17 protein-coding genes and 1 pseudogene are annotated in these 15,593 nt (G+C 37.6%); 12 read left to right on the top strand and 6 right to left on the bottom strand.

Translation table 11 applies throughout. The features are described from left to right. The first annotated feature begins 3 nt into the window (after nucleotides 1-3). The 3 genes from M1F05_RS10995 to M1F05_RS10985 are packed head-to-tail and all read left to right on the top strand — an operon-like array spanning nucleotide 4 to nucleotide 3,159. Nucleotides 4-2,469: a hypothetical protein gene (locus M1F05_RS10995; RefSeq protein WP_272516271.1), complete on the top strand. Its 2,466-nt coding sequence runs from the start codon at nucleotides 4-6 to the stop codon at nucleotides 2,467-2,469. Nucleotides 2,470-2,481: 12 nt separating this feature from the next. After that, nucleotides 2,482-2,628 carry a hypothetical protein gene (locus M1F05_RS10990; protein ID WP_272516272.1) on the top strand — a complete coding sequence of 49 codons (147 nt, stop codon included), beginning with the start codon at nucleotides 2,482-2,484 and terminating at the stop codon, nucleotides 2,626-2,628. 33 nt (nucleotides 2,629-2,661) lie between these two features. Beyond that, a complete protein-coding gene (locus tag M1F05_RS10985; RefSeq protein ID WP_272516273.1) occupies nucleotides 2,662-3,159 on the top strand; it encodes a hypothetical protein in 498 nt (165 codons plus the stop codon). Nucleotides 3,160-3,192: 33 nt separating this feature from the next. On the opposite strand, the gene M1F05_RS10980 is transcribed toward M1F05_RS10985, so the two are convergent. From M1F05_RS10980 to M1F05_RS10965, 4 genes are all read right to left on the bottom strand, one after another. Continuing rightward, a complete protein-coding gene (locus M1F05_RS10980; protein WP_272516274.1) occupies nucleotides 3,193-3,894 on the bottom strand; it encodes a Rha family transcriptional regulator in 702 nt (233 codons plus the stop codon). Between the two features lie 347 nt (nucleotides 3,895-4,241). Continuing rightward, entirely contained in the window at nucleotides 4,242-4,829 is a 588-nt protein-coding gene (locus tag M1F05_RS10975) for a type II toxin-antitoxin system YafO family toxin (RefSeq protein ID WP_206086621.1), read from the bottom strand. Nucleotides 4,830-5,030: 201 nt separating this feature from the next. Continuing rightward, nucleotides 5,031-5,246 (bottom strand): hypothetical protein, encoded by a 216-nt coding sequence (locus M1F05_RS10970; RefSeq protein ID WP_206086622.1) that lies wholly within the window; start codon nucleotides 5,244-5,246, stop codon nucleotides 5,031-5,033. Between the two features lie 155 nt (nucleotides 5,247-5,401). Next, complete coding sequence (locus M1F05_RS10965) at nucleotides 5,402-5,653, bottom strand: hypothetical protein (protein WP_206086623.1); 252 nt, start codon at nucleotides 5,651-5,653, stop codon at nucleotides 5,402-5,404. A gap of 147 nt (nucleotides 5,654-5,800) precedes the next feature. Here M1F05_RS10965 and M1F05_RS10960 point away from each other — a divergent pair, with 147 nt between their 5' ends. From M1F05_RS10960 to M1F05_RS10935, 6 genes are all read left to right on the top strand, one after another. Continuing rightward, nucleotides 5,801-8,308, top strand: coding sequence for a hypothetical protein (locus tag M1F05_RS10960; RefSeq protein ID WP_318825845.1), 2,508 nt, complete (start codon nucleotides 5,801-5,803; stop codon nucleotides 8,306-8,308). Nucleotides 8,309-8,386: 78 nt separating this feature from the next. Then, entirely contained in the window at nucleotides 8,387-8,767 is a 381-nt protein-coding gene (locus M1F05_RS10955; RefSeq protein ID WP_036957679.1) for a putative holin, read from the top strand. Next, the gene (locus M1F05_RS10950) at nucleotides 8,754-9,032 is read left to right on the top strand and encodes a phage holin family protein (protein ID WP_206086196.1); all 279 of its coding nucleotides are present in this window, start codon (nucleotides 8,754-8,756) and stop codon (nucleotides 9,030-9,032) included. The genes M1F05_RS10955 and M1F05_RS10950 overlap by 14 nt, the downstream gene beginning before the upstream one ends. Before the next feature lie 4 nt (nucleotides 9,033-9,036). Next, complete coding sequence (locus M1F05_RS10945; protein ID WP_412990541.1) at nucleotides 9,037-9,486, top strand: structural protein; 450 nt, start codon at nucleotides 9,037-9,039, stop codon at nucleotides 9,484-9,486. A gap of 8 nt (nucleotides 9,487-9,494) precedes the next feature. After that, entirely contained in the window at nucleotides 9,495-9,989 is a 495-nt protein-coding gene (locus M1F05_RS10940) for a hypothetical protein (protein WP_206086195.1), read from the top strand. A 449-nt stretch (nucleotides 9,990-10,438) separates the two neighbouring features. Next, on the top strand, nucleotides 10,439-10,609 hold the full coding sequence (locus tag M1F05_RS10935) for a hypothetical protein (protein ID WP_206086194.1): 171 nt from the start codon (nucleotides 10,439-10,441) through the stop codon (nucleotides 10,607-10,609). A 113-nt stretch (nucleotides 10,610-10,722) separates the two neighbouring features. Here M1F05_RS10935 and M1F05_RS10930 read toward each other — a convergent pair whose 3' ends face one another. After that, the gene (locus tag M1F05_RS10930) at nucleotides 10,723-11,493 is read right to left on the bottom strand and encodes an SLATT domain-containing protein (protein ID WP_206086193.1); all 771 of its coding nucleotides are present in this window, start codon (nucleotides 11,491-11,493) and stop codon (nucleotides 10,723-10,725) included. A gap of 288 nt (nucleotides 11,494-11,781) precedes the next feature. Between M1F05_RS10930 and M1F05_RS10925 the strand changes: the two are divergent. From M1F05_RS10925 to M1F05_RS10915, 3 genes and pseudogenes are all read left to right on the top strand, one after another. Continuing rightward, nucleotides 11,782-12,048: pseudogene (locus M1F05_RS10925) on the top strand (hypothetical protein); the annotation flags it as partial. 129 nt (nucleotides 12,049-12,177) lie between these two features. Then, entirely contained in the window at nucleotides 12,178-12,387 is a 210-nt protein-coding gene (locus M1F05_RS10920) for a hypothetical protein (protein ID WP_241016888.1), read from the top strand. Further along, nucleotides 12,357-12,638, top strand: a complete 282-nt coding sequence (locus M1F05_RS10915; RefSeq protein WP_241016887.1) for a terminase small subunit — start codon at nucleotides 12,357-12,359, stop codon at nucleotides 12,636-12,638. Before M1F05_RS10920 ends, M1F05_RS10915 begins: the two co-directional genes overlap by 31 nt. A gap of 217 nt (nucleotides 12,639-12,855) precedes the next feature. On the opposite strand, the gene M1F05_RS10910 is transcribed toward M1F05_RS10915, so the two are convergent. Continuing rightward, nucleotides 12,856-14,568 (bottom strand): AIPR family protein, encoded by a 1,713-nt coding sequence (locus tag M1F05_RS10910; RefSeq protein WP_206086192.1) that lies wholly within the window; start codon nucleotides 14,566-14,568, stop codon nucleotides 12,856-12,858. Between the last annotated feature and the right edge of the window lie 1,025 nt (nucleotides 14,569-15,593).

The following is a 15,593-nucleotide window of genomic DNA, read 5'->3' as shown; positions in this document are numbered from 1 at the left end:
ATTATGCGTACAGCCTGTATTGAAGCCATACAAAATGCATCCAAGCGTCAATTAACAGCCAGAGAAGTACAAAATATAGAGGACAGGATTATTAGTAGCATGAGAAATCTAGCTAGAAACGATCCTGCCTCATGGCGTCTATTAAGTGAATCTGAGCGATTACAAAGAGCAGGGCAGATGGCTGCCGCTGAATTACAACGAGAAGCAGATCTAAAACAACGCCGAGTAGCTTTGACAATAGCAGCTAGACAACGGCTTGATGAGCATATTAATAATTTCCAAGGTAGTAAGTTAGAAGCGCTAAATAGAACCATAGCCTTTAGTGCTGATGGTAAAAGTAATTTTATGTCTGTGGAAACAAGAGCTAAGGCAACTATTAATTATGCGCTAAGTCAATTACAGGAAGCTTTTGAAGCGGTTGACCCAAAATTCTTTCAGTTGTTTGAAGATCAGAACGGTGTTCGTGATTTGATTTTTGAAATGAAAGGGCAGGATACAAGGAATGCAAGAGCTAAAAAAGGAGCTGCCGCATGGCATAATGTTACAAGCATGCTTAGAAATAGCTTCAATCGTGCTGGTGGTGATATAGGCCACCTTGAAGATTGGGGATTACCTCAAAGCCACTCAATGCAACGTGTAGCAAAAGCTACGCAAGATAAATGGGTGTCAGATGTTATAGGTAAACTAGACCGCAATAAATACATAAAGGAAGATGGCTCCGTTATGAATGATGCAGAATTAAAACAATTTTTAGATTCTGCTTATGAGACCATTGCTACTGGTGGGTTAAATAAAATTAATGATCGTCCTATTGGTGTATCAGGAATGAGAGCGAATAGGGGAAATGCTTCAAGGCAAATACATTTTAAAGATGCTGAATCATATTTAGAGTACCAGCAGCTTTATGGCGAAAAGTCGCTTTGGGATATTATGGTAGGGCATATTGAAGGGATCAGTAAAGATATCGGGCTTACAGAAACATATGGCCCTAATCCTGACCATGTTTTCCAAAGCTTACTGAATGAAGTCACTGAAATAGAAGTTAAAGGAGCACCATCTAAAACGGGTAAAATAAAGCGCCTAAGAGATGGTACTGAAAATTTATATAACTTTATATCAGGTAAAACAACGCCAGTTGCAAACGTACATATAGCTAAATTTTTCGATGACTTAAGAAATATATTAATTGCCAGTAGGCTAGGTTCTGCCTTGCTGTCTTCATTTTCTGACTTAGGTACTATGTATTTAACAGCCAAAGTTAATAACTTACCTTCCGCACAATTATTGAAGAACCAATTAGCTGCATTAAACCCTGCAAATAAAGATGAATTAAGGCTAGCGCGCAGAGCTGGTTTATCTATGGAAACATTACTAGGGAGCATCAACCGTTGGGCCACTGATAATATGGGGCCTTCTTTTGCCCGTTGGTCTGCAAATGCGGTAATGCGTGCTAGTGGTTTAAGTGCATGGTCTGATGCTCATAAGCGCGCATTCGGGGTTACCATGATGGGAAGTATTGGTGATGTAGTAAGCCGACATACAGATATAAAAAGCATTGGTGAGCATGATTTAGCGATCATGAAAAGTAAAGGCATTACAGAAACTGATTGGACTATATGGCGCTTGGCTGAGCAAGAAGATTGGGGGAATGGCAATAATACAATGTTGACACCTGAGAGTATTATGCATATTCCAAATGAAAGATTAATTGATTTCGGTAACCCTGAACGTGTCAAATTTGAGGCAGCTAGAAAATTGCTAGGCGCTGTCACAGAAGAGGTTGACATGGCTGTTATATCACCAGGGGCAAGAGAAAGAATGATGATCGGCGCTGGGTTGCAGCGTGGTGACTTGAAAGGTGAATTAGTAAGAAGCGTTTTTTTATTTAAGTCTTTCCCTATTTCTGTTGTTATGCGCCATTGGGCTAGGGCGATGGGGATGCAGTCAGCAGGTGGTAGGGTTGCATACCTTGCTGCATTTATCGCAGGGACTACAGTATTAGGTGCGTTATCACAGCAAATAAATGATATTGCATCAGGTAAAAAACCAAGAGATATGGCTGATGAAAATTGGCATAAATTCTGGTTATCAGCCTTGCTTAAAGGTGGCGGTCTTGGCTTATATGGTGATTTCCTTTTATCTGATCATACTAAATATGGTTCTGGTGCATTGGCATCATTATTAGGTCCTGTTGCTGGTGTAGTCGATGATGCAATTAAATTAGCGCAAGGAATACCATTAAACGCAGTGGAAGGTAAACCAGAGCAGACAGGTGGTGATACTGTGAAATTTGTCAAAGGTTTAATACCGGGTCAAAACCTATGGTATACAAAAGCAGTATTGGATCATATGGTATTTAACCAACTACAAGAATACTTTTCACCGGGCTATTTACGAAGAATGGAAAAGCGTTCTAAGAAAGAATTCAATCAAACATACTGGTGGCGACCTCAAGATATGACGCCGTAATGAGGGGTTATTATGGGGATTTTTATTTTAGTTGTATTGGTATTAATTGTGATTGTTGTTTTGGAGCGTAAAGGTGTGATTGATCAAGGTGAGTTTGGCGTTGCTATAGTTCTTATACTGTCTGCTGCTGCTGGGTATCTTGGTGTATCTCATTATTAAGTATATAAAATGGCAATAAAATAAGGATAAACGGTGAGAAAATATTTACTTTTGCTACTTGCTTGTGCTTCATTCATGGCAAGCGCGAATAATGGTTATATGAATTATTATGAGCAAGAAAATAGAGATCCTTTATCTAAGGATAATCCTAACTCGTATAAAAATTTCCAAGAAAAAATGAACAAATCAAATCCAGACGACGAGTTTTGCCTGAAAGTTGATGCTGAACTTTATTCTTCTGAGTTTTTAATTTCTTCGTGTATAGATAAAAATATTCCAAAGTTAAATGATAGGCAATCTCCAGCAAGTGAAATTGCTATGGCTGTTGTGTATCAGTGTGCACCAGAAGTTAAGTGGTCATTAAAATCATATTATGAAAAAACAAAATGTAAAATGTCAGCTGAAACTGGCCAGCCATTGAGCTATTGGAAAAGGCCATTTAATGAAACTGAAATGATGGATTTAATTAATCAATCAACATATAAAAAAGCTTTAGTGAAGGTGTTAGAATTTAGAAAAAAAAGAAAGTAAATTAAAAGCCCCTCGCAAGGGGCTTCATTATACTTACAGCAACTTACTAACTGTTGAATCAATATACTGCGCGTGGGTTTGAATGGTGTTGATAGCCTTAGCCATATCCATCATGCAATCACGAATGTGCATTAACACACGTTCGGCATCTTCCATATTGTGACCATCTTTCTTAAGCCACGCTACAAGCTGGTGGAGTACATCTTCTTTAGGGTTGTTGATGAAGTCCTCAAGAATGCGTGAACGAGGCTTACGGGTTTTAGGGAAGCTGTATTCTGGTAGGGCATGACCTGCAGGAATAAACTCACCTTCATGGATAACTTTCTGTAGTTCATCCACCAGCGCGATCAGGTCAGCTTTATTGGCTGTGCTTGCATTACCTAATACATCATAACGTTTAGCTGCTAGCTCTGATTCCATTCTGTCAAATTCAGCGATATAAGTTTCTTTAAATTGAGCTGCTTTCTTTCCTGTGAATCCCATAACTAAAAATACAAATCCATTCTTAGTCATTTCATACATTTTGTATGTGTTCCCATTATGCTCATAGTTAACCAGCGAAAAGTTGCTGGTTAAAAAATGCTCTGAACAATCAAGGGATTCAACCTTTTGCGTGACATGCTGATGTTGCTTTACGAAATAAGCGGCTACGGCTTTTGTTGTGGTAACAGGGCGACCTGATTTGACAATAATTTCAGGGGTTAAATTAGATGCAGTAATATTGATGCTAGCCATAATGGATACTCCTATTAGTTTGGAATATCACCACCGCAGAGACCAATCTGTTGGGTGGTGAACTGTACGAGGTTGGTCTTACCAGCCTAATAGGATACTGGCGCATCTTTCGATGCCCTCGCACAGCCCACCATTGAGAAGGTGTAGCTATGCTTTGCACATAAAAAAACCGCTTGCGCGGTATGTGCGCCTATTAGATATATTGCAGGAGACCAATCCCGACACCAGATTTTGCTGGTGTATATTCACTATGGCGCAAAATTCAGAAGATGTAAATTACCAAATTGTTTATGTTATGGCAATTTTTTATTTGGGATGATAAACGAAAAGATAAACAGAATGGTGGGTTATTCAGGCGTGCCCTGGTTGGTTAGGAGCCATTTGTCATGATGTATGTCTGCATCAGTAGGGAATGGATTAATATTTCTACTAAGCGTGAACCGAAAAACTTCTTGAAGGTAAATTTCTATTAATTCAGGCTTCTTGATTTCTTCGTGAGCATTTTCAGGTATTAAATCATAAACAATGGCGTCTCTATGTTCATTCACAGAATAAACAATGAAAGCATTACTGGTAGGTATTTTATAATGACGGCGAATGGGGTCGCCTTCTGGTGAGTCATTAGCTGCAAGCATATCTGCCCATTCATTCCAGCACTCTTCTCGCCAAGTATAGGTATCTTCTAAACCCTTTGGCGGTAGGTATTTACCCATGTTCACATGCACATGTCGGAGGTGGTCTCTAATTGCTGCGTCAGGGTCGGTGCATAAAACATCCTTACCAAACACATGACTAGGGCCCATCCTCCAGTAGTCAGAAAACGCTACGAAATATAATTCATACTCAGGGAACTGCTTACAAAGCTCAACAAAACTAGGGTGTTTAAATACTCTTCCACAGAATTTATATAGCTTCTTCGAGCTCGTACCCGTCATAACTTCTCCGTAAGATTTCTTCCCTAGATTTCATTATTTCAGTAATTCTTTCATCTGATAATACTGGCAGGTCGTTAGTAGCTCTTGATACGTAACCTTTCATTACGCAATTCAGAGTGGTTTCTAATTGTCTTTTTTCTTGAATGTCATCACTATACATATTAACCCCCAAGTTATCATGTGTTGATTTCCTGAGATTTTCTATAGTACAAACTCATGGTTGTCATTTGAGTTCATATTTTTATGAAGAGCGTCCGAAAATGCTTTTGATTGTTCCTTTGTCATTATCGGTTTAGTAAAATCACGTTGTTTTGCCATTTCAGCAGCTAAAATTCTAGAACCTTTTTCGAGCAACTGTTTATGTTCATCAGTCATCCGAATTGTTTTGCGAACTTTTTCTTTAATCTGTTTTGACATAACTGATTAACCTCTGTGGTTATTATGGATTAAAAACAAACAAATTTAAAGTGGCATTTAAAATTAGCATTCAAAATGTTAGCCCTAAAAATAATGTTTTAAAATTGCAATTAAAAAAGCACCCCCGCATAGGTGCTTCAATTATCCATATATGGTTATTTATTTAACTCTTCCCGTATGTAATCAATGTGGGTAATTATATTATCTTTAACTTTCAAGCTCAGATTTATGTAATTCATCATTGCCGTAATTTCAATGAGTGCGGCGCTCACGTCACATCCTTCACTATCCAGTTTTCTTAGTAGTTCTTCTACGTTCGATTTGCTCATCAACTCCTTTATTCCAGTTTCTGTATTAACTTTTTCTGCGTAATTTTCTGGTGCTGGGAAATTAATTACATCTTTCATATTAATCACCTATCTTATGTGTGAGTCTTTTACAGTAACCGAAAAAACACCAAGGATGTTTATCTTTTTATATTTAAAAGTAAACAATATTCCGTTAATGAATTTTAATGGCTATCATACACCAACGTAACCGAGTGGAGAATAGCCATGACTGTTTCAACTGAAATCAGCAGTAATGAATATACAGGAAACGGAGTAACAACCGATTTTGATTATAAGTTCAGGATTTTTAAAGCAAACCAATTGAGTGTTATTACGTCAGATGCCGACGGGGATAATGTTGTAACGCTGCGTTTAGGCACGGACTACACCGTAACAGGCGCTAACAAGTCGGCTGGTGGAAAGGTAATTTTAACTAAACCACTTGCCAACGGGCACAAAATTAGCATTGCACGTGACATTCCAATCAAACAAGAAACCTCATTTCGCAATCAAAGTAAGTTTTTTGCTGAAACGCATGAGGATGCATTTGATTACCTCACCATGATTATTCAGCGCATATGGGGAAGCCTTGGATCGCTATACCTAAAGCGCCCAAACATTCTGGCTAACTGGTTCGATGCTAAAGGTTATCGAATTGCTAACCTTGGCAAACCTAAACGTGATAGTGATGCGGTTGATTTAGGTACTCTGAAAGATGAGATAGAAGATGTAAACAGCACGATATTGAAAAAAGAAAAGCGCACTTTGCGTGTTGATGATGCGGACATACCAGTATTTCCAAAAGCATCTGAGCGGAAAAATAAACAGATAGGATTTGATAATTTAGGGATGCCTGCTTTATTAGATCCAATAGAAACCGGCTCACTAGGCTATCAATTTATTGACTCTTTTGAAAAAGGAGCCTCATTAACAGGGCGTTTTCAAGCGTTATTTTGGGAAGAGGAAAGGTTGTATTTTCGGTGGGACGGTAATTTTTTAAAACAGGTGCCAGCAGGATCAACGCCACACTCAACCGGAGGCATAAAAACTGAAGATAACCCAGATGGATTGTGGGTTAATGTTGCCGATAATAGTTTGAGAATTGATATAAAATCCAACTCAGGGGCGTCAATGATCGGCTCATCGACTGGTGAGAATATAGAGGTTAGGCTGAATGCTGCTGAAAATTCAGCTGACTTAGCAAGAAAAGGAAGAAACCCAAAGTTTGTAAAAATTAAACACATCATTAGCTTTGAAGATCAGGGCTATCAATCAATAGTTAACCAACATGCTTATACATTTTTCGGTCAGCAGGGAATGTTTGTAGATACGATAGATAGCAAGTTGTATTTATCATATCAAACCATTGGCGGAGAAGGTGATTACTTAAACAAAACATGGGTGATAGTTTTCGATTGGAAAACAGGTAAGCGATTGCTCAGACTTTGCACTGATACAAGGAGTGCCCCAGAGGGTATTTCAGTTATACATGACGGGAATAATAGAATACTGTTATTGCCCAATCATGAAAACTATACAACTCGGAAATACATCATAAATGACAGCACTCAAGATATGTCGTACTTGGTGAGGTCTGAATCTTTCCCTACGGGTGCGAGATACCAATTCGGGCATTACGGTGACAAGATTGCATTCAATAGAGATATCAGTCAGGGGACAGGGATAGATGATGATAATGCTAATCGTGTAGATATTTATCCTGTTAGCCAATTTATTTCTGGTTCTGAGTTAAAGAAAATTTCGTCATTAAGCATTGATAGTATGATATCAGGTCGCGGCGGGATGAAGCCTAAAAGGCAAGGTTTGACGCTCGGAGATAACTGTATTGTGACATCATGTGGTGGAGATACAAGCACAACTGCAAGTAAGTCAGACGGCATGTATGGATTTATGAAGTTTAATTTCGACGGTTCATTAGCTGTGGATGGACTGTTTGACCCTGCTGACTTTAGAAATGAAATGATGAACGCAGGATATCCAGACATACGAACAATGGAGAATGAGGGGTGCTGTGTTACAAATGAAAACGGTATCGCTGAAATATACTCATGTTCTCTGTCTGTTTTGCGGGGCGGTAATTATCAAAATCGAGTGTGTATCATCATTCAGCATAACTGTGAGTATGATGATGAGACATTAGACTTATCAAACATAACGAGCTCATTCAATCAATTCTATAATGACTTTCCGACTCGAATACACACACTGACAGCAGACAACCCACGAAGCAATGAACAATTTCAAAACGCAGGGGAAGTGTGCGAGTACATGCGCTCACTCGGCGTATCAACATACACGCTGACAACACAAAGCAATTTTAATGTTGATGTTGATGCTGTGATAGTTGTGCCAAGCAAGACGACAATCACAATAGAAAGTATTGATCACAATATTTTCAGAGTCCGTTGGAGTTTAGCTAACGGCTGGCTTGGAGATATTCGTTTATATAAAAGCGAGTTATATAAATTAACTGAGAACTCATATAATAGTTTGCGAAATGAATCACTACCCGTGTTTTCAGGAAGTCAAAGCATAGGTGTTGTAAATTGCCCGACATGGTCGCCAGTCGGCGCAGGAAATGGCTTTCTTTTTGAATCAGGTTATAACCAAAACAGGGTCGGGCAATTATTTATTTCTTCAACAGGTGATATGTATTCGAGATTTGCGACATTTGAGAGTAGGAATACAACAACTGGATGGAAGAAATATTAATCAAATAAGCTATTATGGAATTTTGTTTATCTTTTTATGCTGTAGTATCATGGTTATTTCTCAACCATGGTGCTACACATGAATGAAAATGCCACAACGGTTACAGGTCTAAGCCTTGCATCCTTTCTAGGTTACTTTTCAGGATTGCCCCCTGAGGTTGTTATGGGGGCCATTCTTGGCGCTATTTACTTTACTACAGCAGCAACAGAATTCTCTTTCGCTATACGTTCGGTATTTGCAATCCTCAGCCTTGGTGCTGGCTTATTATTCTTTAGTCCTTTCGCTACCATCTTTGTTTCAATGACTGGCCTAATCGGTGTTAAACCTGATGCGTATAACATTGATAGCCTTGATGCCCTTGGGGCATTCGTAGCCTCTCTTCTCTCTGTAAAGCTCAGTATCAAACTGTACAAGAAAGCTGATATCCCAAAGGGAGGTAACGGCCATGACGTACGATAAATTCATGCTTATCACTAATGCGTTTATTTGTTTTGTTATGTTCTTGCGTGGCCTTTATTTTGTGAGAAATGGCAAAGGGTATAGCAAGCTTGGTGGTTGGCTGGCTTATGCATTTCTAGGGTACTCAATATCGGTACCAGTCTATTCCTATCTAGATCCTAGCTATCAAGCTGGTTTACAGAACTTAATTCCTAATATTTTTCTTTGTGCTGCGCTGTTTGCTAAGCGCGGCAATGTCATGCAGTTAATTAAAAAAGTGGGGTGACCTAGTGGATAAACAACAAATCTTTAAAGATAATTATGTGAGTACAGGTGCCAGAGGGATCCGTAATAATAACCCTGGTAATATTGATTATAACAAGGCCAATAATTGGAAAGGACAATTGCCTTTTGATAAATCAATAGAGCCGCGTTTTTGTCGATTTGAAAACGTTACGTACGGTATTCGTGCGCTTATGGTTCTGCTACGTAATTATCAGCGAAATCATAAAATTAAAACTGTCTCAGGGTTAATTAGTCGTTGGGCGCCAAACAATGAGAATAACACAAGAGCTTATATCAATGGTGTTGCTAAAGAGATTAGCGTGCCGCCTGATGAGGTTATCAGCCTTGATGATAAAGTAACATTAATCAACATAGCTAAAGCCATTGTGCGTCATGAAAATGGTCAGCAGCCGTACGTTGATGATGTGTTTGAACATGCGTTTGCACTGATCTAGGTGATGCCATGAATAAAGTGATTACAGCTTTAATCGCTTTGGCTCTCTCATTTGCCGCTGGTTTTATGACTAGCGGCATTTTTTCTGATAACCAGCAAATGACAAAACAGATTGCAGGGCATCAGGAAGATGAGAAAGACCTAGCGTTTAACATCGACCAGCGCAAGCAGGCAGACGAAGAGCAACAAAACAGGGTGGTGATATACAATGAACAGAAAGAACGTGCTACGATGCGCACAGACGATTTACTTAAGCGTGTTCTTAATCACTTTGACAGCGTGCAGTTCGAAGCAGGTACCACGGAAACAAAAACTGATGGTACCATTGACGCCGATACCTGCCGAACTGAGAGAGCAAAGGCCAGTGAACTTTCTCGACAACTACGAAGCACACTTGAAATCTATGGGCGTGAGTCTAATCGTGCCGATGAAAACACAAGGGCCCTTAATTTATGTATTACCGACTTAGCTGCAAAAGAAAAATTACTCGAATCGTATCGATAGATTGTTGTACAAATATTGTTCACTTTTCATTATGACGGTATTGGTGACGGTATCATAACCCACTAGGTTAATTCTGTTTTATATAAATCAATAAGTTGCGTTCGATGTAAATAATTGAGTGGGAATAATATAGTTATTGTTGATAACAGTTTTTAGTTATCGATAAATCCAAAGGCATCAGTTAGTTACTGGTGCCTTTTTGTTTTTAACAGTCTTTAGTAGTTGACAATTACCGATAATTTTGACGGTATCAGAAATAATAATGATTAAATTGATAACTTAATACCGTCGCTAAAAATATAAAAATGACGGTATCACGCAAAGGAATACCGACGTGTTAACCGATAAAAAATTAAAGAGCTTAAATCCAGAAGGCTTCCTGAGTACGATTATCACGTATTTTTACAGTGCATATACCACAATTGTGGAGCGAGAAAATACGAGCTGGCATGAATGGACAGCCACACCAGCAACGACCTGATAAGGGTAATTTTGAAAAAGCGTTCTTAGATGCTGTGTTTGGTGAATATAACCACGTATGGGACGGCAGAGCATCAAAGCTTTGGGGGGAAGGTAGGGAAGATAACGGTAAGGTTACCAGAAAAATCGACAACTCATAAGCTTGCTATCAATTGGTAAGTTTGTGATTGGGTTATTTTATAAGTAAATGATGCAGGTAATATATAGAATGCTCAATAAATAATAAGTTGTAATATTTATTGAGCATAAATTATTAAAGCTGAGAATTAGTTGTAATATTTATGTGTTGATATGCTGTGGAACGTGATGTCATAGACTCAGTATCAAAATAACTTACAAAAATAGAGCTAATACCTAGCAAATCAGATATGAATAAGACTTCAATAATCATGAGCATTGTTGGAATTATATATGGGATAACTGATAAAAAGTAAGACTTACAATACAATCCGCGTCGTCTAATACCTGTGATTTTAAATTCATCAACAGTCTGCAATCTACAAAGCTCAAAGTGACAGCGCTTATGGTTTTCACTGCTACTTGTAATTTTATTATAACGGCGATGGTAGCTTTCGAGGTCAATACTAACCCCAGTATCCTTACTCTCATAAATATCATTTCTTAGTTTTCGGGTTAATTCTTTGATCTTTACACCACAGTTATCTAGGGAGTTTGAACGTAACTCGTATTTTGCCGTAGCAATAACTACAGAGTAAACAAGGATGGAAACAGCTAAAAATATTTGAATAGCTGTTAATGCCTCGCTACTGTATGGCAGTTGTTTACCTGTGATTTGAAGTAATGGAATAAAAATCAACCCAAGAGAAAGAACAGTTGTGGTTAAGAAAGAATAATTACTAATGTTCTTCAGGCTACCTGATGCATTAAATCTACATTTCGCAGTTATTCTCATGCTATTTAATAACTTAATTGCTGGGTCATTTACTTGTTTTTCAACTGGGTTAAGTGACCATAGCCAGTTCCAAAAACATTTTATTTTTCCTTGTTCGGAGTTTATAGTCATAACTATTAAATTTTATCCATCTAGTAAATTGAAATGATGTATTTGTATAAATTAGTTTATACAACAATGTATTGTATATGTCGATCATGGAAGATGATACTGATTGCGATTAATGAATCACCATAAATATAAATTTGATAGATTCGACTATTGATAATTAGCACACAAAAAACCTTATAAGATTTTATGTCATTTTTTGTTACAACAATAAACAAATAGCTTATTAGTATGGGAGTCAAAAAACTACGTAAAACATCATAGCGTAGTGCTGGTCTTGTTTCTATGTAGTGGTTGGTAGAAGTCGAAGAACACGAAATGATTAAGCGTAATTGTACATTGCGTAGACCAGGGCGCTAACTGTATGACGAATCGAAATACATTCAAATGCTCATTCGTAACGATGATGCACGGCTCAAGCGTGAGATTACTGAGTTATCAAAACGGTGTTGTGGTAAGTGCGGAGAGCAGCTACCAGTAGCTAATTGCTGCCTGTCTGGTGCCGCTGAGTGCTGGAATACTAAAGGATGGCATGAGACTAAATTGGAGGTAGAATAAGGTAAATTTAATTAAAGGGTTATGCAATGGATTATTTGAACTTGATTGGTAATGGTAAAGACAAATATGATGAATTGTGATTTGTAGTTTATCTTTTGTTTGGTCATAATAACCGTAGAGGTGATGATTATGACCACAAAGAAACCACGTAAGCCACCAGCCAGAAAACCCACACCGCTTAATGCTCAAATGAAGTGTATATATCAAACCAATACAGCGCTAGCTGCAGGCTATACCGAAGTTAGCGCCTGCAAGCGTGCATCCCAACTGATGAAAGACTATCGCATCATGACCCTATCGCACAGCTTATGCCGCAGTGTAACAAGCGCAAGAAGTTAGATGCTGATAGTGTGTTAGAGCGCTTGGTTAATATGCTTGATGCCGATATCGCAGATATTCTCACTAATACGGGCGATATTAAACTTATCAGCGAATGGTCACTAATTTGGCGCAAGAGCGTATCAGCGTTCGATATCATTGATGTTGACGGCGACACGCGAATCAAGAAAGTTAAGCTACTCGACAAAGTGAAAATATTAGAGCTTGTCGGTAAGCCCGTAGATGTTAACGCATTCCGTGAGCGCTATTAGGTTGATGTAACTACGTTAGTAGAGCATCACCTTGAGTCCCATTGGTATTTCAGAGGAGTCAGTCTGTCATCACGATTCAATTTGCTATCGGTTTTCGCAATTCATTGTAATATTTTTCTATTATTAAGAGCAAACCACCCTCTATGAGGGCGGCTTTTATTTGTTCAATGTTTTAATTAACACAATAGCTTACTCTTTAAGCTAATAGTTCTTCTTATTAAGGGAATAGTTTATTACTAAATGCGGTAACAACACTCTCAGTTCTTATGTAATCTCGAATCTTTTCACGGTTGGTCATACCAGCATCAGATATTATTTGTTCAAGTTGAACTGCAACATCTTCAACGTGATTCAAAAACATTTCGTTGTCATTCAAAACAGAAGCTACAGCATCTTTTACTTTTTTCTGCGATTTAGGTGGCGCATCCAAAATATCAGGTGTTTTCCAGTGTTTTCTAAATAAAGCATATAAAGTATAGAATTTGAAAATAGCCCGTGACCGTTCTATTTTTGCCGTGCGCACCAGAAAGTCAAATTTATAAAGTGCAAGAGCAGCAACATAATAAAGCTCTACATTGTGGCCTTCAGTAAAAATACGATTTGCAAACTCATTTCTTATACCTCTATGGTCACGTGCCGCTCTATGTGGCTGGTGGAAAAACATTGCAGCAGCTGCCTTCATCAGATCAGACGGTTTAAAAATCCGTGTACGTTCAATTGAAATATCACGATACTGGCTATCACGTCGTTCTATAAATATTTTTCCATCGCCTGTTTGTGAGGCGCAATACTCTTCTAAGTCTTTCATGAATGGGCGCATCGCCCAAAATTGATCTTCTTTAACTTCGTTTTGCCGATTCGTTCCAATAATGACACTAGATATGAAATCGATATCACTACAACCAATCAATCGTAAAGGAACTGAAATGCCATCAATTTTATCTTTAATATGAGCTAATATGTTTGTGGTTTGGCAGCCATTAACTATTTGGTAGTCTTCAATGGTGAAAGTATCACTTTTTCGGTCTATGCTTTTCGAAACAACTGTTATACCGTTATTTTTGAAAACAAATGAAGAATTATCACCTGATTCTAATTCGGAAATAATTGTTTTATTAATTTCTGAGTTAGGATTGAAATCCCTAACATTATCATAAAACAATGATCTATTTATGTGGCGCTCACCGTCCTGATCTGCTTCGCCAAGGGCTATCTCTAGTATTTCCGATGCAGGAACATAGCCAATGTATGCTTCATCCACCTTGTCATGAGATGGCATTGTTATCGCTTTAGGAAAATTTAATTTTGCAGATGATGAATTAGTAGCAGCTCGAAAACCATTTTGTATTATTTTGGCGCCTACGCATTGGATGTGTATTTCATCAAATATATTTAAGTCCGCCAAGCGAGCTTTGTTTGTATCAATTAACTGTTGTATTAATGTCGAAATGTTACCAGAACCAGTGGTACAATAATAACATCTCAAAGAAGGGCTGGTTTTAGCTGATTCTTTGTATATTTCTTCTTTCACCTCAATAAGATTTTCTAATTGCGTACCGGTAACAAATTTTTTATCAGTAAAAAAATCATATACTGCGTCTAAAAATTTTGAAATGTTACCATAATCTAGACTGTCAGATGTTTTTGATTGATAGAAACGAAACTCTGATGTGTGGTTTTTTCCAACAGATAAAATAGCTTCAGCCTCATCAATATCGGTACAAAGTGTTCCTTGTATGGAAATGGCGATTCCATCAATACCAAATTCATCTCCTTTCAAATGAGCCCTAAAGGGATCAATGTTTTCTCCAAGTACACCATTCTCTATGGAGAAAATTGACATAACCTCAAAAAAATTAGACTCATTATAAGTTATATTAGGATTTGCTTCTCTAAATTTATCTAGCTGTGCCTTAATAATTGGGTTCATTGCTACCTATATTCCTTAATTTTCAATTATTCAAAACTAACTAATGAAAAAAATTTAGTACTATTCTTTTAATGTATCACATTTTATTTGTACGCATGCTCATTTTTCTTATTAGATTAGTAAAAATGTGCATGGTTAATTAGCTATGTTGCAAAAATTCATCAACTTTCCTTCAAGCATACCATTCGGAATATACGTATAAGTGTCGTCAAAATAATTTATCTTAGCGTCACTTTATATTTACGTTATTGGAATAATACGAATGTGAGTTGGCTTAACAGGTTTAAAAGTTACTTTTTTTGAATATAACGTGTATTAGATGACAGTGTCGTTTACATATGATGAAAAACTAAATTAAGATTAAAAAATAGTTAGTAAATTAGATTTTTCAATATAATTCGTTCGTAAAATTACAGCTTATTAATTGAATCATAGAAAGCTTTGGAGCAAAAGTGTGCTTGCCATGATCGGTAAGCATACCTCAGAAAAAAAACATGTTTTAAAATAAGAATTAGTACAATTAACTCTGATTCGTCGCTAGTAGGGACATGTTACTTGATCGAGGATTTGCTCGCTTTAAGCTGATAATTTAATCAATTTCTTTAATGAGGACATTCCTTTCTGTATAATTTTTATGCAAAGTGATGATTTTAAAAATGTGTATGAAAAATAATCTAAAAATATCCCCAAGGTTTCTTGCTGGTAACTCATGTTTTGATGCGTTTTAAAATGTACTGCGACAAGTTGGAGGCACAAGATGGATAGAATTACCTCGGGTCCTCGACGGCTTAGTGTTGAATAGATACAAGAGCTTCGTCGTGATATGCAAGAATCCTCAGCCTGGGCCAAAGTTGAACTAAAACGTCGACAAGCAGCAAAAAATCAAAAAAATCCTGCGCATGGCATGGGTGATGGTATCAAGTAAAATTAGCCTTATAATTAACTGTTATATATTGGTAATACCTACTCATTGACAATTAGAGTGGGAATAATCCCGCAATAAGAATCAGCTGGCACTGACTAGC

It is taken from the genome of Providencia sp. PROV252, assembly GCF_033676005.1.
Classification (GTDB): domain Bacteria; phylum Pseudomonadota; class Gammaproteobacteria; order Enterobacterales; family Enterobacteriaceae; genus Providencia; species Providencia vermicola.
Note: the sequence above shows the minus strand (reverse complement) of the source record. Positions and strands in the feature narration are given on the sequence as shown.